The sequence below is a fragment of the Kitasatospora cathayae genome (assembly GCF_027627435.1).
Classification (GTDB): Bacteria; Actinomycetota; Actinomycetes; order Streptomycetales; family Streptomycetaceae; genus Kitasatospora; species Kitasatospora cathayae.
The window spans coordinates 3,547,890-3,570,140 of record NZ_CP115450.1 but is presented as its reverse complement, the minus strand read 5'-3'; the positions used below and the strand labels follow the sequence as shown (position 1 = coordinate 3,570,140).

Genomic DNA, 22,251 nt, shown 5'->3' with positions numbered 1-22,251 from the left:
AGTCATCGCGCCGGCGCCCGAAACCTGTGCGTCGTGCACGTTTCGTGCCTATTGTGGGGTCGGTAACCGGTCAACCCCCGTGCTCCGGCCGCCAGCGAGGCCCGCATTCCCTGACCCTCAGTCATCACCGCAGGTGCCCACGGGCATCGGCGTCTTCTGCTGGAGAGACCGAAGTTGAGCGCGACCGGATGGATCAGAGAGCGGTTCACCGGGCCGACCCCGGGACCCGCTCCGGGCGCGACCGGCACCTGGCCGAGGACGGCGCTCGCGCTGCCCCTCATCGGCATGGCGCTGATCGTCGTCCTCGACTACCTCAGCGGCACCGAGGTGACGGTCGAACCCGCCCTCACCGCCGTACCCGCGCTGGCCGCCGTGGTCAGCAGCCGCACCTGGTACCCGCTCGCCATCGGCCTGTGCACCGAGGCGGCGGCCTTCCTGATGGCCTTCCGCAGCGACGCGCTCGGCGAGTCCGTGCACGCCGCCAGCGTCATCGCGATCCTGCTGGTCGCCACGATCGGCTGGGTCAGCGCCACCCTGAGACTGCGCCAGGAACGCGCCCTGGCCGACGCCCAGCTGGTCGCCTCGATCGCCCGCCGGGTGCTGCTGCGGCCCGTCCCGGAAAGGGTCGGCAGCGTGCGCGCCGCCGTCCACTACGAGGCGGCCGCCGCCCACGCCCGCATCGGCGGCGACCTGTACGAGGTCGTCAACACCCGGCACGGCGTGCGGGCCGTGGTCGGCGACGTGCGCGGCAAGGGCCTCGGCGCGGTCGAGACCGCCGCCGCCGTCCTCGGCGCCTTCCGCGAGGCCGCCCACCAGGAGCCCGCCCTCGACCGGGTCGCCGGATGGCTGGCCGTCAGCCTCGACCGAGCCCTGCACGAGAACGACCACCCCGGAGTGGAGGAGGAGTTCGTCACCCTCGTACTGATCGGGGTGCGCCCCGACGGCACCGCCGAACTCGTCAACTGCGGCCACCCCGCGCCGCTGCTGCTGCGCGGCGGACTGGTCCGCCCGCTCGAACTCGCCGACACCGTACCGCCGCTGGGCGTCCTCGACCCGGCCGACGTCCACCCCCCGGTGCACCGGGTCCCGCTGGACGGCGGCGACCGGATGCTGCTGTACACCGACGGGATGATCGAGGCCCGCGACCGTTCCGGCGTCTTCTACCCGCTCGCCGAACGCTTCCCGCGCTGCGCCGACGGCCGCCCCGCCGACGTGCTGCGGCGCCTGCACGAGGATGTGGTGCGCCACGTCGGCCGCCAACTCGGCGACGACGCGGCCATGCTGCTCCTGCAGTACGACCCGGCCCCGCCCGCCGTCGCCCACCTGCCCCAGCAGACCGGCGTCCTGACGAACACCCGCTGACGCCTCACCGCGTCACAGCCTCACCGCCTCACAGCGACACCCGCACCAGCAGCGGCCGGTGGTCCGACACCACGGCGCGCGGCGCCGCCGCCGGGCCCACCGCCGCGCGCGGCACCCCCACCGCCAGCACGTGGTCGAACTGCACCGCCGGCCGGTGCGAGGGGTACGTCGGCGTGCGCGCCAGGTCGTACCAGCCCTGCAGCCGGGCCCGCGGCTCGCGCAGCCGCCGCCGGCGCGGCCCGGGCACCGCCGTCCGGGCCCGCCGGGCCGCCCGCAGCTCCCGCACCCGCACCCGTGGCGCCGTGCGCTCCAGCGCCATCGCCCCGCCGAGCACCGTGCGCGGCACCGCACCGACCAGGTTGAAGTCCCCCAGCACCAGGTACGGCTGCGGCAGGTCGGCGATCCAGCTCCGGATCCCGGCCAGCTGCGCCATGTTCCAGCCCGGCACGAAGGACAGGTGCGCGGCCACCACGGTGAACGGTCCGCGCTCACCCTCCAGCACCGCCGCCAGCGCCGCCCGCGGCTCGTCCGGCACCGGGGTCAGCCCCCGCCGCCCGGCCACCCGCAGCGGCAGCCCGAACGGGGCCGGGGCGAAGCGCCGGGCCCGCCAGTGCCGCACCGGCAGCCTGGTCAGCAGCGCCGTCCCGTACGAGGGCACGGCACCGTCGCCGACCTCGCCCGGCCCGTACACCCGCAACCCGTTCGGCCCGGACGGCTCCGGCACCCAGCCCGCCACCGGCGCCGGGCGCCCGTGCAGCGCGGCGGCGAAGCGCCAGTCGCCCGCGCCCATCGCCGCGGCCGCCACCGCCGCCTGGTCCGTGCCGCCCGAGCGCACCTGGTGCCGGTCCACCTCCTGCAGCGCCAGGACGTCGGCGTCCAGCGCGGCGATCGCCTCGGCCAGCGGCGCGCCCGCGTCCACCGGGTAGGGCCGCGGCGCGCCGTCCGGGGCGAGCGGCTGACCGTGCAACAGGTTGAAGGTGGCGATGCGCAACTGGCTCACACCGCACGACGGTACCCGAGGGGCGCGGCTTGAGGCCGTAGGGCATACCGGGTATACATACTGAGTATGTCCATCCGCCACGGTCTGCTCGCCCTCCTCGACCAGGGCCCCCGCTACGGCTACCAGCTGCGCACCGAATTCGAGGCGCGCACCGGCGCCACCTGGCCGCTCAACGTCGGTCAGGTCTACACCACACTGTCCCGGCTGGAGCGCGACGGCCTGGTCGAGGCCGCCGGGGAGGACGAGGAAGGGCACCAGTTCTACGCCGTCACCGACGCCGGCCGCGCCGAACTGCGGGCCTGGTTCGACACCCCGGTGCCCCGGACCAACCCGCCGCGCGACGAACTGGCGATCAAGCTCGCGATGGCGGTGACCGTCCCGGGGGTGGACGTCTCCGCCGTCGTCCAGGGCCAGCGCCGGCACAGCATCAAGGCACTGCAGGACTACACCCGGCTCAAGGGCCGCGCCCTGGCCGGCGAGACGAGACCCGGCACCGTGCCCTCCGAGAGCAACGAACTCGCCTGGCTGCTCGTCCTCGACCAGCTCATCTTCCAGACCGAAGCCGAGATCCGCTGGCTCGACCACTGCGAGACCCGGCTCGCCCAGCAGGCCGAACTCCAGCAGACCCGCGCCGCCGAGGCCGCCCGCGACGGCGCCGCCAAGAAGCCCGGCCGGCTCGGCCGCCGCACCCGCGCCTAGGCCCCCGAGGCCCCGCCACCCGATCCACACGGCCGGCGCCCCGAACGCCTGGCCCGTACCCAGTACAAGGGGGGAACCGTGTCCCACACCGACCAGTCCCGGCAGGCGCCGGTGCTGCACCTGGAGGACGTCACCCGCGTCCACGGCCAGGGCGCCGCCGAGGTCCAGGCCCTGCGCGGCGTCGACCTCAAGGTCCACCCCGGCGAGTTCGTCGCCGTCATGGGCCCCTCCGGCTCCGGCAAGTCGACCCTGCTCACCCTCGCCGGCGGCCTCGACACCCCGACCACCGGCCAGGTCCTGGTCGAAGGCGTCGCCCTCGGCACCCTCACCCGCAAGAAGCTCGCCCAGGTCCGCCGCCGCTCCGTCGGCTACGTCTTCCAGGACTACAACCTGATACCGGCCCTCACCGCCGCCGAGAACATCTCGCTGCCGCGCGAACTCGACGGCCTGTCCGCCCGCGCCGCCCGCCGCGAGGCCCTCGCCGCCCTGGAGGAACTCGGCATCCCCGAACTCGCCGACCGCTTCCCCGACGACATGTCCGGCGGCCAGCAGCAGCGCGTCGCCATCGCCCGCGCCCTGATCGGCGACCGCCGCCTCGTCCTCGCCGACGAACCCACCGGCGCCCTCGACTCCACCACCGGCGAAGCCGTCCTCGCAGTCCTGCGCGCCCGCTGCGACGCCGGCGCCGCCGCCATGATGGTCACCCACGAAGCCCGGCACGCCGCCTGGGCCGACCGGGTCGTCTTCCTGCGCGACGGCCGCATGGTCGACGAATCCGTCAGCCAGGACGCCGCCAGCCTGCTCGTCAGCGCCGCCGCCAACAGCAAGCAGGGGGACGAGTGAAGCCCGGCGCCTGGCGGCTCGCCCTGCGCATCGCCCGCCGCGACGCCCTGCGCGCCAAGGGCCGCAGCGCCCTGGTGATCGCCATGGTGGCGCTGCCCGTCCTCGGCGTCACCGGCGCCGACGTGTTCTTCCGCAGCGCCACCCTCGAACCCGCCGAGAAGGTCGTCCGGACCATGGGCCGGGCCGACGGCCAACTGGAGATGGTCGAACGCGGCGGCTCCGTCAAACAGGCCCCCGACCCGAGCGACCAGTCGTACCTGGTCCTCAACCCCAAGTACGAGGTCAAGGACGGCGCCGCCCCCCAGTACACCCCCGCCCAGCAGCGCTCCCGCGACACCGAACCCGCCCGACTCGCCCAGCAGTTGCTGCCACCCGGCAGCACCCTGGTGCCCGAGAGCCAGGGCCCGGACACCGCGGCCAGCAGCACCGAGGGCCTGCTCACCACCCGCACCAGCGAAGCCGACCTCACCGACCCCATCTGGCACGGCCGGATCGACCTGGTCGAGGGCAGCGCCCCCGTCGACGACCGACAGGTCGCCGTCACAAGGGCGTTCCTCAACCGCTCCGGCCTCAGGATCGGCGACCGCACCACCGTCCGCGGCCTGGAAGCCAGCCCCTTCACCATCACCGCGGTCGTCGAGCACCCCGGCGACCTCAAGGGCACCGAACTCATCGCCCGCCCCGGCACCCTGATCGGAAAGCTCCCCGAGACCACCGGCCACGACGCCGCCTCCGCCACCCGCTGGCTGGTCAAGCTCCCCGCCGGCGCCACCCTCGACTGGGCCAAGGTCACCGAACTCAACGGCTACGGCTTCGTCCTGGCCTCCCGCACCGTCATGCTCGACCCGCCGGCCCGCGCCGACGTCCCCTACTACGTCGAAATGGACCGGATCACCCGCGCCAGCGGCACCGCGCTCCTCGACCGCACCGCCGTCGTCATCCTCGCCACCGTCGTCGGCATGGCCCTGCTGGAGATCGTCCTCCTCGCCGGCCCCGCCTTCGCCGTCGGGGCCCGCCGCTCCCGGCGCCAGCTCGGCCTGCTCGCCGCCGCGGGCGGTGACCGCGCCAACGTCCGCGCGGTCGTCCTCGGCGGCGGCATCGTCCTCGGCCTCACCGGCGCCGCCATCGGACTCGGCCTCGGCGTCGGCCTGGTCGCCCTGCTGCGCACCCGGGCCGAGGACTACTCCGGCGCCCGCTTCGGCCACTTCAACCTCCAGCCGCTCGACCTGCTCGCCGTGCTCCTGGTCGGCCTCGTCACCGGACTGCTCGCCGCCATCGTGCCCGCCGTCCAGGCCTCCCGCCAGGACGTCGTATCCGCCCTCACCGGCCGCGACTCGCTCAAGCCCCCGAGCCGCAAACTCGCCCTGCTCGGCCTGCTGATGCTCCTCGCCGGCGCCGCCCTCGCCCTGGTCGGAGCGACCAGCGGCTTCTCCAGCCGCACCCTCGCCGTCCTCGGCGGCTCGCTCCTCGCCGAACTCGGCATGGTCGCCCTCACCCCGTACCTGGTCGGCCTGTTCGGCAAGCTCGGCCGCTGGCTCTCGCTCGGCCCCCGGCTCGCCCTGCGCGACTCCGTCCGCCACCGCGGCCGCACCGCGCCCGCCGTCGCCGCCGTGATGGCCGCCGTCGCCGGCTCCGTCGCCGTCAACGTCTACCTCGCCAGCTACGACGACCAGTACCGCCGCGAGTACGTCGCCGCCGGCCCCTCCGGCGCCGTCATGCTCGGCACCGGCTACGGCAACGCCACCGAGACCAAACTGCTGCCGCAGATGCGCGACAGCGTGGAACGCAGCATCCCCGCCCTCGGCCCGCGCGCCGACGTCTCCCAGGTCGATTACAAGGGCGACTGCCAGAACGGCGACTCCTGCGGCTACATCCAGGTCATGCCGCCCAAGGAACGGCGCTGCCCGGTCTTCGACCGCGACTCCCCGGCCGGACCCGACGAGATCAAGCAGGTGATGAGCACCGACCCGCGCTGCCAGGTCCACGACCGCCGCGGCAGCCACTACGGCTCCGTCACGGCCGGCGACGCCACGCTGCTGCGCAACCTGTACGGCGTCACCGACCCGGCCGCCGGCCAGGCCCTCATCGCCGGCAAGGCCGTGGTCTTCGACCCGCGCTACTACAAGGACGGCAAGGTCGTCCTGCGCTACAGCGAGCCGGTGACCACGGCCACCGACGGCACGCCCACCAAGCCCAGGACCACCGAGACCGCCATCGACGCCGTCCTCGCCCCCGCCGCGCTGCCGGCCCCCGGCCAGATCGTGCTCACCCCGGACGCGGCCACCCGGCTCGGCTTCACCACCAGGCCCGCCGGCTCGGTCTGGCTGCCCCAGGCCGCGCCCTCCGACGGCGACCAGCAGAAGGCCGACGGCGCCCTCGCCAAGCTCACCGACCACACCGTCCTCGAGATCGAGCGCGGCTACCAGTCCAAGGCCGGACTCATCGGCCTCGGCCTGGCCGGCTTCGCCGCCCTCGTCGCCCTCGGCGCGGCCGGCATCGCCACCGGACTGGCCGCCGCCGACTCCCAGCGCGACCTGACCACCCTCGCCGCGGTCGGCGCCGAACCCCGCATCCGGCGCTCGCTGTCCGGCTTCCAGTGCGGAGTGATCGCCGCCATGGGCACCCTGCTCGGCGCCGTCTGCGGCGTGCTGCCGGCCGTCGCCCTGCGCAAGGTCCAGGGCCTCGCGGCCGACTACCCCGGCATCAGCCCCGAGGAACTCGCCGACAGGTCGTCCGTGGTCCTGCCCTGGCCCACCATCGGCGCCACCGTCGTGGTGCTGCCGCTGCTCGCGGCGGGCCTGGCCGCGCTGCTCACCCGCTCGCGGATCTCGCTGCTGCGCCGCACGGGCTGAGGCCGGCGGCCCGGTCCGATGGCCTGGTCCGTCGCCCCCGTCCGCGCGACCGTCGCGGCGGGGGTGACGGAGGTTACAGCCCCGACGGGGTCCGGCACCCGGAGGGCCGGGGCTGGCACCCACACGGGCGAACTACAGTCGTCGGTATGACGAGAACTCCGGACAGCGCCGTCCGCTCCTACATCGACCAGCACCAGGACGCCTTCCTCGCCGACCTCTCCGAGTGGCTGGCCATCCCCTCGGTCTCCGCCGACCCCGAGCGCGCCGGCGACGTGCGCCGCTCCGCCGAGTGGCTGGCCGCGAAGCTGAGCGGGACCGGCTTCCCGGTCGCCGAGGTGTGGGAGACCGACGGGCTGCCGGCGGTGTTCGCCGAGTGGCCGTCCGGGGACCCGTCCGCGCCGACCGTCCTGGTCTACGGGCACCACGACGTGCAGCCCGCCGCCAAGGAGGACGGTTGGGACACCGAGCCGTTCACCCCGACCGTGATCGGCGAGCGGCTGTACGCGCGCGGCGCGGCCGACGACAAGGGCCAGGTGTTCTTCCACACCCTGGGCGTGCGCGCCCACCTGGCCGCCACCGGCCGCAGCGCGCCGGCCGTCAACCTCAAGCTGCTGATCGAGGGCGAGGAGGAGTCCGGCTCGCCGCACTTCGCCGGCCTGGTCCGGCGCGAGGCCGAGCGGCTGGCCGCCGACGTGGTGGTCATCTCCGACACCGGCATGTGGTCCGAGACCACCCCGACCGTGTGCACCGGCATGCGCGGCCTCGCGGACGCCCAGCTCGACCTGTACGGGCCGGACACCGACATCCACTCCGGCTCCTTCGGCGGCGCCGTCCCCAACCCGGCCCAGGTCGCGGCGGAACTGGCCGCCGCCCTGCACGACGACGACCGCAGGGTCGCGATCCCGGGCTTCTACGACGGGATCGTGGAACTGACCGAGCGCGAGCGCGAGCTGTTCGCCGAACTGCCCTTCGACGAGGCGCAGTGGCTGCGCGTCGCCAAGTCGTACGGCACCCGCGGCGAGGCCGGGTACACCACCCTGGAGCGGGTCTGGGCCCGCCCGACCGCCGAGGTCAACGGCATCTGGGGCGGCTACACCGGCCCCGGCGGCAAGACCATCGTGCCGTCCTCGGCCCACCTCAAGCTGTCCTTCCGGCTGGTCGCCGGCATGGAGGTGGAGAAGGTCCGCGAGGCGGTCCGGGCCTGGGTCGCCGAGCGGGTGCCCGAGGGCATCCGGTACGAGCTGGTCTTCCCGGGCGCGACCCGGCCCTGCCTGACCCCGCTCGACCACCCGGCGCTGCAGTCCACCGTCCGCGCCATGGGCCGCGCCTTCGGGCAGAAGATCCTCTTCACCCGCGAGGGCGGCTCGGGCCCCGCGGCCGACCTGCAGGACGTGCTGGGCGCGCCGGTGCTGTTCCTCGGCATCTCGGTGCCCTCGGACGGCTGGCACTCGGTCAACGAGAAGGTCGAGCTGGACCTGCTGGCCAAGGGCGTCGAGACCGCCGCCTACCTGTGGGGCGACCTGGCCGAGAACTTCCGGCCCGGCGCGTGAGCTCGCTCGCTGCAGGCCCGTATGAGAGCCCGTTCGCGCACCATCGCAGTCAGATCACTCATCCGGATGATTCACCACGTGGGGATGGAACGAAGTGAGCACCGTGCCTGAGACCGAGCGCCCGCTGGCCCTGGCCCTGGCCAGGGCAGGGGTGGACCGGGCCGCCGAGCACCGGTTCGACGAGCCCTGGCTGGCGGCCGCCTGGAGCCACCCCACCACCCGGGTGCTGCCGATCGCCGGCGGCGAGGCCTTCGTCGTCGACACCGCGCAGGGCACCGAACTCGTCCTGCTGCCCTCCTTCGAGGCGCCGCAGACCGGGGACCGCTACTTCCTCGGCACCGACGAGGACGGCGTCTCCTACTTCGCGCTGGCCGGCGAGAGCCTGCCCGGCCGACTGGACGGCGACGCCCGCCCGGCCGGGCTGCGCGAGGTCGGCGCGCTGCTGTCCGACCGCGACGCCGGCCTGCTGGTGCACGCCGTCGCCCTGGAGCACTGGCACCGGCTGCACAGCTTCTGCTCGCGCTGCGGCCACCCGACCGAGAAGGCCGGCGCCGGGCACGTGCGGCGCTGCACCTCCTGCGCGGCCGAGCACTACCCGCGCACCGACCCGGCGGTGATCATGGTGATCACCGACGAGCAGGACCGCTGCCTGCTCGGCCGCCAGGCGTTGTGGCCGGAGGGCCGCTGGTCCACGCTGGCCGGCTTCGTCGAGCCGGGGGAGTCCATCGAGCAGGCGGTGGCCCGCGAGGTCCAGGAGGAGGCGGGGGTGCGGGTCGGCGAGGTCCGCTACGTCGCCAGCCAGCCCTGGCCGTTCCCGTCCAGCCTGATGCTCGGCTTCATGGGCAGGGCCCTGCCCGGCGGCACCGAGATCACCGTGGACGGCGAGGAACTGGCCGAGGCGCGCTGGTTCTCCCGCGAGGAGCTGCGCGCCGGGATGGAGGCCGGCGAGATCCTGCCGCCCTCCGGCATCTCGATCGCCCGTCACCTGGTCGAACTCTGGTACGGCGAACCGCTGCCCGCGGCGGCGCGCTGGTAATCCGGTACGAAATCCCGGGCGCTGCCGTGCACTTCCGCGCCCATGGGGGGCGCGTGGCTTATGCCGCGCGCCCCCGATTTCCTTTCCCAACCCTTCCCGAATCCGCCACGACCGGCTGTTCGTGGCCGGACGGGCCAGTTCTGCTACCGTCGGGCGCTCCAGCGTCCCCGCCGTCAACCCGCGCGGACGACATTGCCGGAAACGGCTGAAACCGCGTCACCGCGCTCGCTACATTCACTCGGGTGACAATTCCCCGGGGCACCGCCCAATCCCCCAAATACCAGCGCCTCGCCGCCGACCTGCGCCGCCGGATCGCCGAGGGCGAGTTCACCGCCGACGCCGCCCTGCCGGTCGAGAGCGAACTGGAACGCCAGTACGGCGTCGCCCGCAACACCGTCCGGCTCGCCGTCGACGTCCTGGTCAACGAAGGCCGCCTCGTCCGCCTCCAGGGCAAGGGCACCTACCTGCGCGAACACCCCGTGCTCGACCACCGCGCCTACGGACCCACCCTGCCCCCCGCGCCCCGCGACTGCCTCGCCGCACCCTCCGCCGTCTACCTCGGCGAAGCCGCCGAAGCCGGGCGCGAACTCAGCACCGACTTCGAGATGATGATCGTCCGGGCCCGCGTCGACATCGCCGAACGCCTCGGACTGCGCCCCGGCGAGGCCATCGTCGTCCGCCGCCAGCTGCGCCTGCTCGACCGCGAGCCGTACTCCATCGAGGAGAGCCACTACCGGGCCGGGCTCGCCGCCGGCACCCCGCTGATGGAACCCGACCCCGTCGAGGGCGGCGACGAAGCCGTCCTCGCCGCCCTCGGCCGCACCGAGATCGGCGCCGTCGACCACCTCGTCGCCCGGATGCCCGGCCCCGAGGAAGCCCAGTGGTTCCAGGGCGGCCCCGGCGTCCCGCTCATGGTCCAGACCCGCGTCACCTACGACCGGCGCGGCCCCGTCCGGGTCATCGAGACCCGCTACTCGGCCGACCGCAGCCGGCTCGTCTACGGCATCGGCGACCTCGGCGCGCGCACCACCCTGCCCGCCCCCGCCACCCCCGTCGACCCCGCCCGGGCCGACGCGCCGTGACGCGCGCCGCCCCCGGGCGGACCTCCCGACGCCCGGTCAGGCGGCCAGGGCCTTCTTGACCTGGATCAGGCTCGGGTTCGTCATCACGACCCGCTCGCCGCCGCCCACCGGCTCGACCAGCACCGTCGGCACCGTCTGGTTGCCGTCGTTCACCGACTCCACGAAGGCCGCCGACGCCGGGTCCTCCTCGATGTTGATCTCGGTGTAACCGATGCCTTCACGGTCCAGCTGGCTCTTGAGCCGGTTGCAGTACCCACACCAGGTCGTGCTGTACATCGTCACGCTGCCGGACATCGAGGGGGCTCCTTCGAAAGAGGGGTTCGTACGGTCTCACACCCGCAACGTCCACCGGACGGCGGGCATTCCGGCCACCGCACCCGGGACATGCGCAGCGATCATCCTGCGATCACACCGGGCCTGTGGACAACCCCGCCCCCGTTGTCCCACCGGGCTGAGAGGATGGAACGCATGCAGGAAGACCTCTTGAGCGGCAGCCCGTACGACGGCCCCCACGGCTCCCCCTGGGCCGACCCCGGCGCCGCCACGGGCCCCGACGCCGTGCTCGCCGGGCTCGACCCCGAACAGCGCGCCGTCGCCACCGCCCTGCACGGACCCGTCTGCGTCCTCGCCGGCGCCGGCACCGGCAAGACCCGCGCCATCACCCACCGCATCGCCTACGGCGTGCGCAGCGGCGTCTACCAACCCGCGCAGGTCCTCGCCGTCACCTTCACCGCCCGCGCCGCCGGCGAGATGCGCGGCCGACTGCGCCAGCTCGGCGCCGACGGCGTCCAGGCCCGCACCTTCCACGCCGCCGCCCTGCGCCAGCTCCAGTACTTCTGGCCCCGCGCCGTCGGCGGCCCGGTGCCCCAGCTCCTCGAACGCAAGGTCCAGCTCGTCGCCGAAGCCGCCGGCCGCTGCGGACTGCGCGTCCAGCGCACCGAACTGCGAGACCTCACCGCCGAGATCGAATGGGCCAAGGTCACCCAGACCGCCCCCGAGGACTACCCCGCCGCCGTCGCCAAGTCCGGCCGCGAAGCCCCCCGCGACCCCGCCGAGACCGCCCAGGTCTACCGCGTCTACGAGGAGACCAAGACCCGCCGCGGCAGCATCGACTTCGAGGACGTCCTGCTGCTCACCGCCGCCATCCTCGAGGACCGCCCCGACATCGCCGACCAGGTCCGCAACCAGTACCGGCACTTCACCGTCGACGAGTACCAGGACGTCTCCCCGCTCCAGCAACGCCTCCTCGACCAGTGGACCGGCCCCGGCGGCGGCGCCAGCCTCTGCGTCGTCGGCGACGCCAGCCAGACCATCTACTCCTTCACCGGTGCCACCCCCGACTACCTGCTGAACTTCCGCAGCCGCCACCCCGAGGCGACCGTCGTCAAACTCGTCCGCGACTACCGCTCCACCCCCCAGGTCGTCCACCTCGCCAACGGACTGCTCGCCCAGGCCCGCGGCGAGGCCGCCCGCCACCGCCTCGAACTCGTCTCCCAGCGCGAGGCCGGCCCCGAACCCGTCTACACCGAGTACGACGACGAACCCACCGAGGCCGAGACCACCGCCCGCCGGATCAAGGACCTGCTCGCCACCGGCGTGCGCGCCAGCGAGATCGCCGTCCTGTTCCGCACCAACGGCCAGTCCGAGGTCTACGAACAGGCCCTCGCCGACCTCGGCGTCCCCTACCAGCTCAAGGGCGCCGAACGGTTCTTCGAACGTCCCGAGGTCCGCGACGCCGGCGTCCTGCTGCGCGGCGCCGCCCGCGCCGCCGCCGACCCGCTCACCGCCGGCGCCCCCGACCTCGCCGGCCAGGTCCGCGCCGTCCTCGCCAGCCGCGGCTTCACCCCCGAACCGCCCGCCGGCTCCGGTGCCGTCCGCGACCGCTGGGAATCCCTCGCCGCCCTCGTCCGCCTCGCCGAGGAGTTCGAGCGCACCCGCACCGCCGACGGCCTGACCACCGACCTCGCCGCGTACGTCGCCGAACTCGACGCCCGCGCCGCCGCCCAGCACGCCCCCGCCGTCGAAGGCGTCACCCTCGCCTCCCTGCACGCCGCCAAGGGCCTCGAATGGGACGCCGTCTTCCTCGTCGGCCTCACCGAGGGCACCCTGCCGATCATCTACGCCAAGACCGACGAACAGATCGAGGAGGAACGCCGCCTCCTCTACGTCGGCGTCACCCGCGCCCGCAAACACCTCAGCCTCTCCTGGGCCCTCTCCCGCTCCCCGGGCGGCCGCGCCTCCCGCAAGCCCAGCCGCTTCATGGACGGGCTGCGCCCCGGCTCCACCGCCCCGGGCGCACGCACCGGCGCGCGCGGCGGGCGGGGGAGCGTCGAACCCGGCGAGCGCTCGGCCGCCCGGCGGGTCCGCGGCCCGGTCAAGTGCCGGGTCTGCGACAAGCCGCTCACCGACGCCGTCGAACGCAAGCTGCGCCGCTGCGAGGACTGCCCGTCCACGATGGACGAGGCGCTGTACGAGCGGCTGCGCGAGTGGCGGTCCCGGGTGGCGAAGGGGCAGGGCGTCCCGGCGTACGTGGTGTTCACCGACGCGACGCTGATGGCGATCGCCGAGGACGTGCCCGCCGGCCACCGGGAACTGGCCCTGATCTCGGGGGTCGGCGCCATGAAGCTGGACAAGTACGGGGCTGCCGTGCTCTCTTTGTGCGCGGGGGAGGAGCCCGAGGAGGATCCGGACGGCGTCGAGGACGACGGTCCGGTCGATCCGGCGTGAGCCGGCGCGGGCGCGGTCCAGGGGACTGCTCGGGGGACTTCGCAACCGCCGCGGACGGTCGTGGCGAGCGCCGCGGGACGTCGCGGCGACCGCTGCGGAACGCCGCGCGGACTGCCGCGGAACACCGCGCGGATCGTGCCGTCGATGGCGTCGCGTGAACTCGCGTGAAAAATAGTTTGCGCGGCATACCGGGAGCGCAATAGCCTGCCGGAGCGGTCAAGGGGACGCGGTCGCACGGGGTGAAACCTGTGCCGATTCCCCTCGCCCCACAGCTTTACCGAGACAGACATCCGAACATTCGGAGCCAGGGGAACCAGGCTCCGCGAGACGCCGAGAGGAGGCGAAGACAGTGGGAAACATCATGATCACCAAAATGACTGGCCAGACCGTTGTCGCTGCCTCCCTGCGTGCCGCCCGTCTGCGGGCGCTCGCCGAGCTCGGTGGAACCGGTCTGGGTCTCGACGCCACCGGTGTCTCCGTCGCCTCCGTTGCCTCCGTTGTCAGTGGTCTTGGACACACTGATCTTTGCCTCACGGGCGGCAGGAGTGTCGAAGGCACCGTTGTCGAGACCGGTCTGTCCCGTGACTGGGCGTCGGTCGGCTTTTCGCGTCCCGAGTGCGATGAGCGACCGACCCAGGCACCGAAGGCGGCCGTAGCCGCCGCCATGCATGGCGGCTATGCGCAGGTCATCGGTGCCGGAAACGCCCAGAAGCAGAACGAGCAGCAGATCAACCAGGCCGCGGCCGCCTTCATCGGCGCCAAGGCCATCCGGATGCGGGCCTTCCGCGGGCCTGAACCCTGGAGAGAACGAACCTGAGTCAGCCTCAGGTCGGCGCCTCCAGGGCCGCGGAACCCGTCACACCGGGATCCGCGGCCCTTCTGTTTTGTCCGGTACGCAAGACCACCCAGGCCCCCCGGGGCCTCCGGCCCAGACCACCAGTCCACTGGGCCGGAACCACTGAGAAGACGAGGAAGACGCCAACAGTGTCCACGGTCATCACGCCGCCCATCCCGTCCGTACCGCCGACAAGCCAGATCACCAAGGCCGACCAGGCCGACCCCCCGGAGGTTCCGTTCATGCAGCTCAACTCGATCGAGCAGGCCGAGGCGCTCGGTCTCCCCATCCCCTGCCGCGCCTTCGACCCCGAGGTCTTCTTCGCCGAGACGCCCGCCGACGTCGAGTACGCGAAGTCCCTCTGCGGCACCTGCCCGGTGAAGGAGGCCTGCCTGGCCGGCGCCCTCGAGCGCCGCGAGCCGTGGGGCGTCTGGGGCGGCGAGCTGTTCGTCCAGGGCGTCGTCGTGGCCCGCAAGCGGCCGCGTGGCCGTCCGCGCAAGACCGAGGTCATGGCGTGAACCCCGCCGACCACGTCAGGGCCGTCCGCCGGGGAGAGCAGCCCCCGCTGGACACCGCCCTCCGCCGGTCCGTACGGATCGCCGCCGCCAAGGCCGACTCAGCGGCCAGCACCCGCCCATTCCCGAGCACGCACCACGAGCAGGACCACCACATGACCCCCGCCGCCATCGATCCCACCGTCCGCGCCGAGCAGACCACCGAACTTCAGATCCAGAACAGGACTCTCGAGATGCAACTTCTGCATGAATCCCTGGCCCGTGCCCATATGCAAGACAGGCTCCAGGAGGCCGAGGAGCAACGCCTCGTCAGCCGGGTCGTCCGGGCCCGCAAGCTCCGGCAGCGGGCCGAGCGGGCCTCCATGCGGGCCCGCAAGGCGCTCGCCGTCGCGCTGATGTAGGCGCGACCGCCGCTGATCCGACTGACCCCCGTCGTGCCGCAGGCCGCCCCCCGTTCGCGGGGAGCGGCCTGCGGCCGTTGTGGTCGGGAGTCGTCGCCTTTGCGGTCGCCCTTGCCGTCGTCCTTGCCGCCGTCCTTCAGGGGCGGGCGGGCTTGGTGGCCTTCCTGGCCGTTGCCGGGGTGCGTTGCGTGGGCTTGGCCGCGTTTGCGGCCTTGACCGGCTTGACCGGTGTCGTGCGCGGCCGATTGGAGAACTCGGGCAGCCACTCCAGCATCTCGGCGCGGAAAGGTGCCTTGGCGCCCAGCTGGCACAGCACCCCGATGGTGCTCAGCGTCACCCGGTGGATCAGCAGGTACGCGGGCGGCAGGTTCAGCTGTTTGCCCAGGTTGTAGGCGGGCGAGCGCGGGTCGGCGATCCGGGCCGCCTGGGCTCGCATCCAGGCCCGGGTGAAGTGGAAGCTGTCCACCGCGGCCGGCTCGATGATCGGCAGCAGGTAGTCCAGCACCGCGTCCGGGTCCAGCTGGACCGAGGGCTTCACGAAGCCCTCCTCGCGCAGCATCTTCAGCACGCCCGCCGCGTCCCCGTCCAACGCCATCCGCAGCGAGGCCCCGATCGGCGCGGGCAGCCCGCCCGGCAGCCGGTCCACCGTGCCGAAGTCCAGCACACCCAGGCGCCAGCCGCCGACCGGTCCGTCGTCCTTCAACAGCCGGAAGTTGCCCGGGTGCGGGTCCGCGTGCAGCAGGCCGGTCCGGGACGGGCCGGCGAACAGGAACCGGGCCAGCAGCTGCCCGGCGCGGTCACGCTCCTCCTGGGTGCCGTTCGCGATCACCTCGGCCAGCGGGGTGCCGTCCATCCACTCGGTGACCAGCACCTGGTCGGCCTGCGCCACGACGACCGGCACCACGATGTCCGGGTCGCCCGCGAACTCCTCGGCGTGCCGACGCTGGGCCTGCGCCTCCAGCTCGTAGTCCAGCTCCTCCGAGACGCGCTCGCGCAGTTCGGTGATCAGCGGCTTGATGTCCAGCCCGGGGATCAGCGGGCCGAGCAGCCAGGCCACCCGGCTCAGCTGGGAGAGGTCGGCGAGCAGTGCGTCACCCGCGCCCGGGTACTGCACCTTGACCGCGACCTGTCTGCCGTCGTGCCAGACCGCCCGGTGCACCTGGCCGATCGAGGCGGCCGCCGCCGGGCGGTCGTCGAACTCCAGGAACAGCTCGCGCCACCCGTCCCCGAGCCGCTGGGCCAGCGCGGTGTGCACCTTGGCGGCGGGCATCGGGGGAGCGGCGTCCTGCAGCTTGGTGAGCGCGGCCCGGTACGGTCCGGCGACCTCCTCGGGCAGCGCGGCCTCGAAGACGGACAGCACCTGCCCGAACTTCATCGCCCCGCCCTTGAGCTCCCCCAGGACCTTGAACAGCTGGTCCGCGGTGGCCTGCTGGAGCTCGGCCGTCACCACCTCGGCGGAGCGGCCGCCGATGCGCCTGCCCAGTCCGAGCGTGGCGCGGCCGGCTATCCCCAGCGGCAGGGCGGCGAGCCGTGCCGTGCGGGTCACTGCCTTGCGCGGAAGATCGCTCACCCGGGCCTCCAATCCCCTGGCCCCCCGACACCGGACGGCCCACCATCACTAGGCCATTGTGCCCGCTTCCCGGAGTGCGTCCGCCGGTATTTCACGCGGCCCGGCGGGCGGTGACTTCCCTTTGCGGGGAGTTGGGCGGCTTGATCCGGCGGGCGCCGTCGGCGGGGAGGACGCAGGGTGAGGCGGGCCGGGGAGGACTCTGGGGGCGGGCGGGGGGCTCGGTGTTGCGGTAGGTCGCCGGTGCGGGCGGGGCGGCGCCGCGGCGTCTGCCGCGGGGAGGCAGGGTGAGGCTCGGTGTTCTGGGCGGCCTGCGCAGGAAGTCGGCGGGGTCGACTTCCTGCGCAGGCGGGGTCGGGCGTCATGCGGTGGTGCCAGGGGCGTCGGCTTCGACGGCGCGGCGGTAAGTGGCCGCGTGGACACCGGTCTTGGCGATCGCGGTGGAGGCCAGCTCGAGCGTGCGCCGCACGCCGTCGGTCGGGAAGAGCGACTTGCCGCCGCCGAGGAGCACGGGCATCACCATGAGCCGGAGCTCGTCCACCAGGTCCTCGCTCAGGAGGGTGCGGACGAGGGTCGGGCTGCCCATGATCAGCAGGTCGCCGCCGGCGGCCTCGCGCCGCTGCCGGACCCACTCGACGGCCGCGGTGCCGGGGACGAGGGTGCTGTTCGCCCAGGTGAGGTCGGCCTCGTCGAGGGTGTCGGAGACGACGTACTTCTTGATCGAGTTCATTTGGTCGGCGAGCGGGTCGCCGGCCCGGTCGGGCCAGGCGGCGGCCATGGTCTGCCAGGTGCGGCGGCCGAAGAGCAGGGCGTCGGCGGTGCTCATCGCCTCGTTGATGAACGGGCCGAGGGTCTCCGGGTCGAAGAACCGGTGGGACCAACCACCGTGGGCGAAGCCTCCGTCGGTGTCCTCCTGCGGGGCGCCGGGGGCCTGTACGACGCCGTCGAGGCTGATGAACTCGCTGATCACGATGCGCATGGGGTGCTCCTCTGGTGGCTTGTTCGGGTTGTCCAATGGAGACCGGGGGACCGGTGGAGACTCATTGCCCGCAAGTGGTGACCTTGGTCACATTGTTGACGCTTCGGGGGTCCGCCCCCTCCCCCCCCACCCCCCCACCCGCCCGCCTCCTCCCGCCTCACCCGCCGCCTGCCCACCCACCTCCAGCCCTCGCCCCGCTCCTCGGAACAGCGGCTCCCGCTTCTCCCGGCCCGCGCCCTGCCCCAGGGCAGGGCGCGGGCCATGGGCTCACCTGGCCATGGGCTCACCTGGCCATGGGCTCACCTGGCCATGGGCTCACCTGGCCATGGGCTCACCTGGCCATGGGCTCACCTGGCCATGGGCTCACCTGGCCGGGCGCTCCACCCGTGTCGGCCCGGATCTCAGGTCGGGCGGCTGCTGAGCCCCGCAGCCGCCGGGCCTGTGTCCGGTGCGTCCCTCGTTCCTCCCCTCTCCTCCTCAGCCCGGCGGCAGCGGCTGCCACAGGCAGCCGCAGTCCGGGTGTCCTCGTAGCCGCAGGCGGCGGGGCATCCCGTCGCCCGCCGAGACCTCGCACCAGCCGTCGACGCTCGGTGGCCGACCGCCGTCCAGGTACACCTGGACGTGGAGTGCGGCCAGGCCGGCGACGGCCGTCGCCAGGGCGGTGTCGCAGGCCGGTGTGCGGGCCCGGCCGGGGCCGTTGTCCGCCAGCTGGGCCAGGACCCGCGGCCAGGCCGCGTCCTCGTCCTCCCGCCGCAGCACCAGGCAGTGCCCGCAGGCGGACCTGCCCGGGATCACCAGCGGCCCGATGATGCCGAACTCCTCGACCACGCCCACGTACAAGTGCGGCACCCCGGCCCGGAGCAGCAGCCGGGCCTCGTACGTTCCGCCCGCGAAGGCGGCGCTGCCGTCCCTGGGCGCGAGGACCACGAAGTTGGGCGGCGGGTCGTCGGATTTCCGTCGTGGCACCGGGATCAGTGGACGGCCCGCGGCCCGCTGCACCGTCTCCCGGGCGACCGTCGCGCGCAGCCGCCCGACGTCCGCGGCCGGCAGCCCTGCGGGCGAGCAGTCGCCGGGCTGGACCCGCCCGCTGTCGGCCACGGTGACGGTGCCGGTACCGGCGGCGGCGAGCACCGCCGCGACGGCGGCGCCGACCCGGCCCGCGCCGCGCACCTCGATCCTGGTCTCGGCCCGCCGGGCCAGGACCGCGGGTGCGGCGCCGGGGCCGGAGTGGACCAGGGACAGGGAGGCGAGGTCGGGCCCGAGCAGGTCCCGGTGGGGCCGGGGGAAGCGGGAGAGCGCCCGGTCGGTCGCTTCCGCGTCGTCCAGCAGTCCGGTTTCCTCCAGTTCGCTCAGCAGGGTGTCGGTGGGCTCGCGGCCGAGCCCGATCCGCTCGCCGGCGGACAGCAGCTCGGGTCGGTCGCGCGTTCCGTCGACCAGTTCGAGGAACTCGCACAGGGTCTTGTCGGCGTTGCCGAGCACCCCGGCGTACCGGGTGATGGTGCCGAACTGCAGGGTCTCGGAGTCCCGCCAACTGCGGGACAGAGCGGGCTTCAGCACGAGGCGCACGACGATCTCCCTTCCGATCGTTTCCGGACGGCTGACCGCAGCATGCCCCATCGTGCCGACCGCGTGCAGAAAGTTATCCACAGGTCCGGGGGCATGATCACACCATCTGTTCGCAAGCCCTGTGGATAACTGGCTATCCGCCCTGACGTCGGTTTCCGGACACCCCGCGTCGGTCTTTCGTTCCCGATCGCTCCGTGAAAGATTTCGGCCACGGCACCGGACTTCTGTCAGCGGTACCGGGTAACGTCGTGTGCCATGGCAGCCGAGCGGGACTCCCATCCATCGGCGTCGCGTCGGCGTGCCCGTGCAGCGACCGGGTCGCAGGTGGCGGCGCCGAGCACGCGCGGGCGCCCGGACGAGGACCAGCGCGAGAAGCAGTGCGAGAGCCAGCACGAGAAGCAGCAGGCCAGAGCGCAGCACCCGCCCTCCGGGCTGGTGACCCCGGAGGCACACGACCGCAGCCGGGTCGAGGTGCGGCGCAGCGCCCGCCGGAGTCGTACCGTCTCCGCCTACCGCGAGGGCGATCGCACCGTGGTGCTGATTCCGGCTCGGATGTCGCACGCCGAGGAGCAGCGCTGGGTCGCACAGATGCTGGAGAAGCTCGCCGCTCAGGAGCGTCGGCGGATCCTCGGGGACGATGCCCTGATGGCCCGGGCGCGGGAGCTGTCGGCGGCCCATCTGGGCGGTCGTGCCCAGCCCGTCCAGGTCCGCTGGGTGACCAATCAGAATTCGCGCTGGGGCTCGTGCACCCCCAGCGAGGGGACGATCCGGCTGTCCCACCGGCTGCAGGGCATGCCGGAGTACGTGCTGGACTACGTGCTGCTGCACGAGCTGGCGCACCTGCTGGTGCCGGACCACGGTCCGGCGTTCTGGGCGCTGCTGGAGGCCTATCCCCGGACGGAGCGGGCCCGCGGCTACCTGGAGGGCGTGGTGTCCGCCGCCCGTCTGCCGCACATTCCGGGGGCCCGGCACGGTGCACCCGGTCCGGATCCGGCGGCTTCCTGCGGGTGACGACGCGGACGACGGGATGACGGGTGGCGACGATGGCGACAGGTGATGAGGACGGGACACGAAAGGGGGCGCGGGCCGATATGGCCCGCGCCCCCTTGGCGCGTCGCACCTCAGTCGGTCAGGCGGTCAGCCGTCGGGCCCGGGCGACCAGGTCGCGCACCGAGTGGTCGGTGAGCTCCGGAAGCCGGTCGTAGTCGAACCAGCGCAGGTCCAGCGACTCCTCGCTGATCAGCGCCTGCGCCCCGGCCGGGGCCAGCGCGATGTACTGGACGTCCAGGTGGGTGTTCTCCGGCCGGTCCTTGCCGGTGCAGCGGACCTGGTGGCGGTCCAGCTTGGCGGGCACGGGGGAGTCGTTCTCCCGCAGCAGGGTGAGGTCGGGGATGCCGGACTCCTCGACGGCCTCGCGCAGCGCGGCGGAAGCGAGGTCGGCGTCGCCGAGCTCGCAGTGCCCGCCCATCTGCAGCCACCTGCCGACCTTGGGGTGCAGGGTGAGCAGCACCCGTCCGGCGACCGGGTCGACGACGGCCGCGCTCGCCGTGATGTGGGCGGGCAGGCAGGACCGGTACAGGCCCTCGGGCTGCTCGGCCAGGTGCGCGAGGTAGTCGAGCCGGAGCTGTTCCTGGTCCTGGTCGGTGGGCCGCCAGTCGGTCAGGGTGCGGACGGCGTCCGCGTGCAGGGTGGACGTGCCCGTCCCGGTGGCCGTCATGCGGTGGGCTCGTCCTTTCCGTCGGTGCCGTTCTCGTCGGTCTTCGGCTGGTCGTCCTTGGTGAGGTCGGGCTTGCCGGCCGCGGCTTCGCCCAGCAGCCTGTCGAGGGCGTCGAAGTCGAATCCGCCCTCCAGGTCGCCGCTGCCGCGGTGCACGAAGGCGTCGGGGTCGTCCAGGTCGGCGGCGGTGGGCAGCATGTCGGGGTGCTCCCAGAGCGCGTCGCGGCCCTCGACGCCGCGCGCGTCGGCGAGCAGCGCCCACAGCCGGGCGGCGTCGCGCAGTCGGCGCGGGCGCAGCTCCAGGCCGACCAGGGTGGCGAAGGTCTGCTCGGCGGGCCCGCCGGCGGCGCGGCGGCGGCGGACGGTCTCGCGCAGCGCGCCGGCCTGCGGCAGGTGGGGTTGGGCGGCGGCGTGGACGACGGCGTCGACCCAGCCCTCGACCAGCGCGAGCGCGGTCTCCAGGCGGGCGAGCGCGGCCTTCTGCTCGGGGGTGTCCTCGGGCTGGAGCAGGCCGCCGGCGAGGGCCTCCTGGAGGGCCTCCGGGTTGCTCGGGTCGAGCTGGCCGACGAGTTCCTCCATGCGGGAGGTGTCGACCTTGATGCCGCGGGCGTAGGCCTCGACGGCGCCGAGCAGGTGGGCCCGCAGCCACGGCACGTGGGCGAAGAGCCGCTGGTGGGCGGCCTCGCGCAGGGCGAGGTAGAGCCGGACCTCCTCGGCGGGCACGTTCAGGCCCTCGCCGAACTCGGCGACGTTCTGCGGCAGCAGGGCGGCCTTGCCGGCCGGGGCGAGCGGCAGGCCGACGTCGGTGGAGCCGACGACCTCGCCGGCCAGGGCGCCGAGCGCCTGGCCGATCTGGGTGCCGAACATGGCGCCGCCCATGGAGCGCATCATGCCCATCAGCGGGCCGGCCATGGCCTGCATCTCCTCGGGCAGGACGCCGCCCATGGCGGTGCCGACGCGCTCGGCGACCGGGTCGACGAGGTCCTTCCAGACCGGGAGGGTGGCCTCGATCCATTCGGCGCGGCTCCAGGCGACGGCGGTGCCGGCGCCGGAGGGGAACTCGGTGACGCCGTCGAGCCACAGGTCGGCCAGGCGCACGGCCTCCTCGACGGCGGCGCGTTCGGCGGCGCCGACCGAGCGGTCCTTGCTCTTGCCCTCGGCGGGTTCGGCGACGACGGTCTGCCGGGCGATGTTCTGGGCGAGTTCCCAGTTCACCGGGCCGCCCTCGAAGGAGAGCATCTGCCCGAGCTGCTGGAAGGCGGCGCCGAGGTCGCCGGGGTTGAGGCCGCCGAACATCGCGGCGAAGGGGTTGTCGGCTCCGGCGCCGCCGGGGCCGCCCGGGGTGCCGGGCATGCCGAACATCGCGCCGAAGGGGTTGCCGGTTCCGAAGCCGAACGGCTGCGGGCCGCCGGTGCCTTCCTGGCCCTGCTCCTTCTTCTGCGCGTCGTCGGGCTTGGCCTTGCCGTCCTCGGGCTCCTCGGGCGGAACGCCGAATCCGAAGGGAAGGTCGCTCACGGGGTC

The 22,251-nt window shown here is 73.7% G+C and carries 19 protein-coding genes; 12 read left to right on the top strand and 7 right to left on the bottom strand.

Features of this window, described 5'->3' with window-relative positions; genetic code table 11:
* The first annotated feature begins 174 nt into the window (after positions 1-174).
* Positions 175-1,362, top strand: a complete 1,188-nt coding sequence (locus O1G21_RS15680) for a PP2C family protein-serine/threonine phosphatase (protein WP_270144322.1) — start codon at positions 175-177, stop codon at positions 1,360-1,362.
* Between the two features lie 28 nt (positions 1,363-1,390).
* On the opposite strand, the gene O1G21_RS15675 is transcribed toward O1G21_RS15680, so the two are convergent.
* Positions 1,391-2,362 carry an endonuclease/exonuclease/phosphatase family protein gene (locus tag O1G21_RS15675; protein ID WP_270144320.1) on the bottom strand — a complete coding sequence of 324 codons (972 nt, stop codon included), beginning with the start codon at positions 2,360-2,362 and terminating at the stop codon, positions 1,391-1,393.
* A 66-nt stretch (positions 2,363-2,428) separates the two neighbouring features.
* Between O1G21_RS15675 and O1G21_RS15670 the strand changes: the two genes are divergently transcribed.
* From O1G21_RS15670 to O1G21_RS15645, 6 genes are all read left to right on the top strand, one after another.
* Positions 2,429-3,061 (top strand): PadR family transcriptional regulator, encoded by a 633-nt coding sequence (locus tag O1G21_RS15670; protein ID WP_270144318.1) that lies wholly within the window; start codon positions 2,429-2,431, stop codon positions 3,059-3,061.
* A 78-nt stretch (positions 3,062-3,139) separates the two neighbouring features.
* Positions 3,140-3,904, top strand: coding sequence for an ABC transporter ATP-binding protein (locus tag O1G21_RS15665; protein ID WP_270144316.1), 765 nt, complete (start codon positions 3,140-3,142; stop codon positions 3,902-3,904).
* On the top strand, positions 3,901-6,756 hold the full coding sequence (locus O1G21_RS15660) for an FtsX-like permease family protein (RefSeq protein ID WP_270144315.1): 2,856 nt from the start codon (positions 3,901-3,903) through the stop codon (positions 6,754-6,756). Before O1G21_RS15665 ends, O1G21_RS15660 begins: the two co-directional genes overlap by 4 nt.
* A 146-nt stretch (positions 6,757-6,902) precedes the next feature.
* Positions 6,903-8,306: a dipeptidase gene (locus O1G21_RS15655; protein ID WP_270144313.1), complete on the top strand. Its 1,404-nt coding sequence runs from the start codon at positions 6,903-6,905 to the stop codon at positions 8,304-8,306.
* Positions 8,307-8,400: 94 nt separating this feature from the next.
* Complete coding sequence (gene nudC / locus O1G21_RS15650) at positions 8,401-9,342, top strand: NAD(+) diphosphatase (protein ID WP_270144311.1); 942 nt, start codon at positions 8,401-8,403, stop codon at positions 9,340-9,342.
* A 242-nt stretch (positions 9,343-9,584) separates the two neighbouring features.
* On the top strand, positions 9,585-10,424 hold the full coding sequence (locus O1G21_RS15645) for a GntR family transcriptional regulator (RefSeq protein ID WP_270144309.1): 840 nt from the start codon (positions 9,585-9,587) through the stop codon (positions 10,422-10,424).
* Positions 10,425-10,460: 36 nt separating this feature from the next.
* On the opposite strand, the gene O1G21_RS15640 is transcribed toward O1G21_RS15645, so the two are convergent.
* Positions 10,461-10,718 (bottom strand): mycoredoxin, encoded by a 258-nt coding sequence (locus tag O1G21_RS15640; RefSeq protein WP_270144307.1) that lies wholly within the window; start codon positions 10,716-10,718, stop codon positions 10,461-10,463.
* A gap of 264 nt (positions 10,719-10,982) precedes the next feature.
* On the opposite strand from O1G21_RS15640, the gene O1G21_RS15635 reads away from it, so the two are divergent.
* The 4 genes from O1G21_RS15635 to O1G21_RS41800 all read left to right on the top strand — a co-directional run bounded on the left by O1G21_RS15635 (position 10,983) and on the right by O1G21_RS41800 (position 14,902).
* Positions 10,983-13,151 carry an ATP-dependent DNA helicase UvrD2 gene (locus O1G21_RS15635; RefSeq protein WP_270151015.1) on the top strand — a complete coding sequence of 723 codons (2,169 nt, stop codon included), beginning with the start codon at positions 10,983-10,985 and terminating at the stop codon, positions 13,149-13,151.
* A gap of 349 nt (positions 13,152-13,500) precedes the next feature.
* Positions 13,501-13,968 (top strand): hypothetical protein, encoded by a 468-nt coding sequence (locus O1G21_RS15630; protein ID WP_270144305.1) that lies wholly within the window; start codon positions 13,501-13,503, stop codon positions 13,966-13,968.
* A 167-nt stretch (positions 13,969-14,135) separates the two neighbouring features.
* Positions 14,136-14,504 (top strand): WhiB family transcriptional regulator, encoded by a 369-nt coding sequence (locus tag O1G21_RS15625; protein WP_370863281.1) that lies wholly within the window; start codon positions 14,136-14,138, stop codon positions 14,502-14,504.
* A gap of 152 nt (positions 14,505-14,656) precedes the next feature.
* Complete coding sequence (locus O1G21_RS41800; protein WP_270151012.1) at positions 14,657-14,902, top strand: hypothetical protein; 246 nt, start codon at positions 14,657-14,659, stop codon at positions 14,900-14,902.
* Between the two features lie 136 nt (positions 14,903-15,038).
* Here O1G21_RS41800 and O1G21_RS15615 read toward each other — a convergent pair whose 3' ends face one another.
* The 3 genes from O1G21_RS15615 to O1G21_RS15605 form a co-directional block, all read right to left on the bottom strand.
* Positions 15,039-16,472, bottom strand: a complete 1,434-nt coding sequence (locus tag O1G21_RS15615; protein ID WP_270144304.1) for an ABC1 kinase family protein — start codon at positions 16,470-16,472, stop codon at positions 15,039-15,041.
* 358 nt (positions 16,473-16,830) lie between these two features.
* Complete coding sequence (locus O1G21_RS15610; protein WP_270144302.1) at positions 16,831-17,448, bottom strand: dihydrofolate reductase family protein; 618 nt, start codon at positions 17,446-17,448, stop codon at positions 16,831-16,833.
* A gap of 477 nt (positions 17,449-17,925) precedes the next feature.
* On the bottom strand, positions 17,926-19,014 hold the full coding sequence (locus O1G21_RS15605) for a TOMM precursor leader peptide-binding protein (protein WP_270144299.1): 1,089 nt from the start codon (positions 19,012-19,014) through the stop codon (positions 17,926-17,928).
* A 324-nt stretch (positions 19,015-19,338) separates the two neighbouring features.
* Here O1G21_RS15605 and O1G21_RS15600 point away from each other — a divergent pair, with 324 nt between their 5' ends.
* Positions 19,339-20,025 carry a M48 metallopeptidase family protein gene (locus O1G21_RS15600; protein WP_405000652.1) on the top strand — a complete coding sequence of 229 codons (687 nt, stop codon included), beginning with the start codon at positions 19,339-19,341 and terminating at the stop codon, positions 20,023-20,025.
* 118 nt (positions 20,026-20,143) lie between these two features.
* Here O1G21_RS15600 and O1G21_RS15595 read toward each other — a convergent pair whose 3' ends face one another.
* Together O1G21_RS15595 and O1G21_RS15590 are read right to left on the bottom strand one after the other, a co-directional pair.
* Positions 20,144-20,731: an NUDIX hydrolase gene (locus O1G21_RS15595; RefSeq protein WP_270144297.1), complete on the bottom strand. Its 588-nt coding sequence runs from the start codon at positions 20,729-20,731 to the stop codon at positions 20,144-20,146.
* On the bottom strand, positions 20,728-22,245 hold the full coding sequence (locus tag O1G21_RS15590; protein WP_270144296.1) for a zinc-dependent metalloprotease: 1,518 nt from the start codon (positions 22,243-22,245) through the stop codon (positions 20,728-20,730). The genes O1G21_RS15595 and O1G21_RS15590 overlap by 4 nt, the downstream gene beginning before the upstream one ends.
* Between the last annotated feature and the right edge of the window lie 6 nt (positions 22,246-22,251).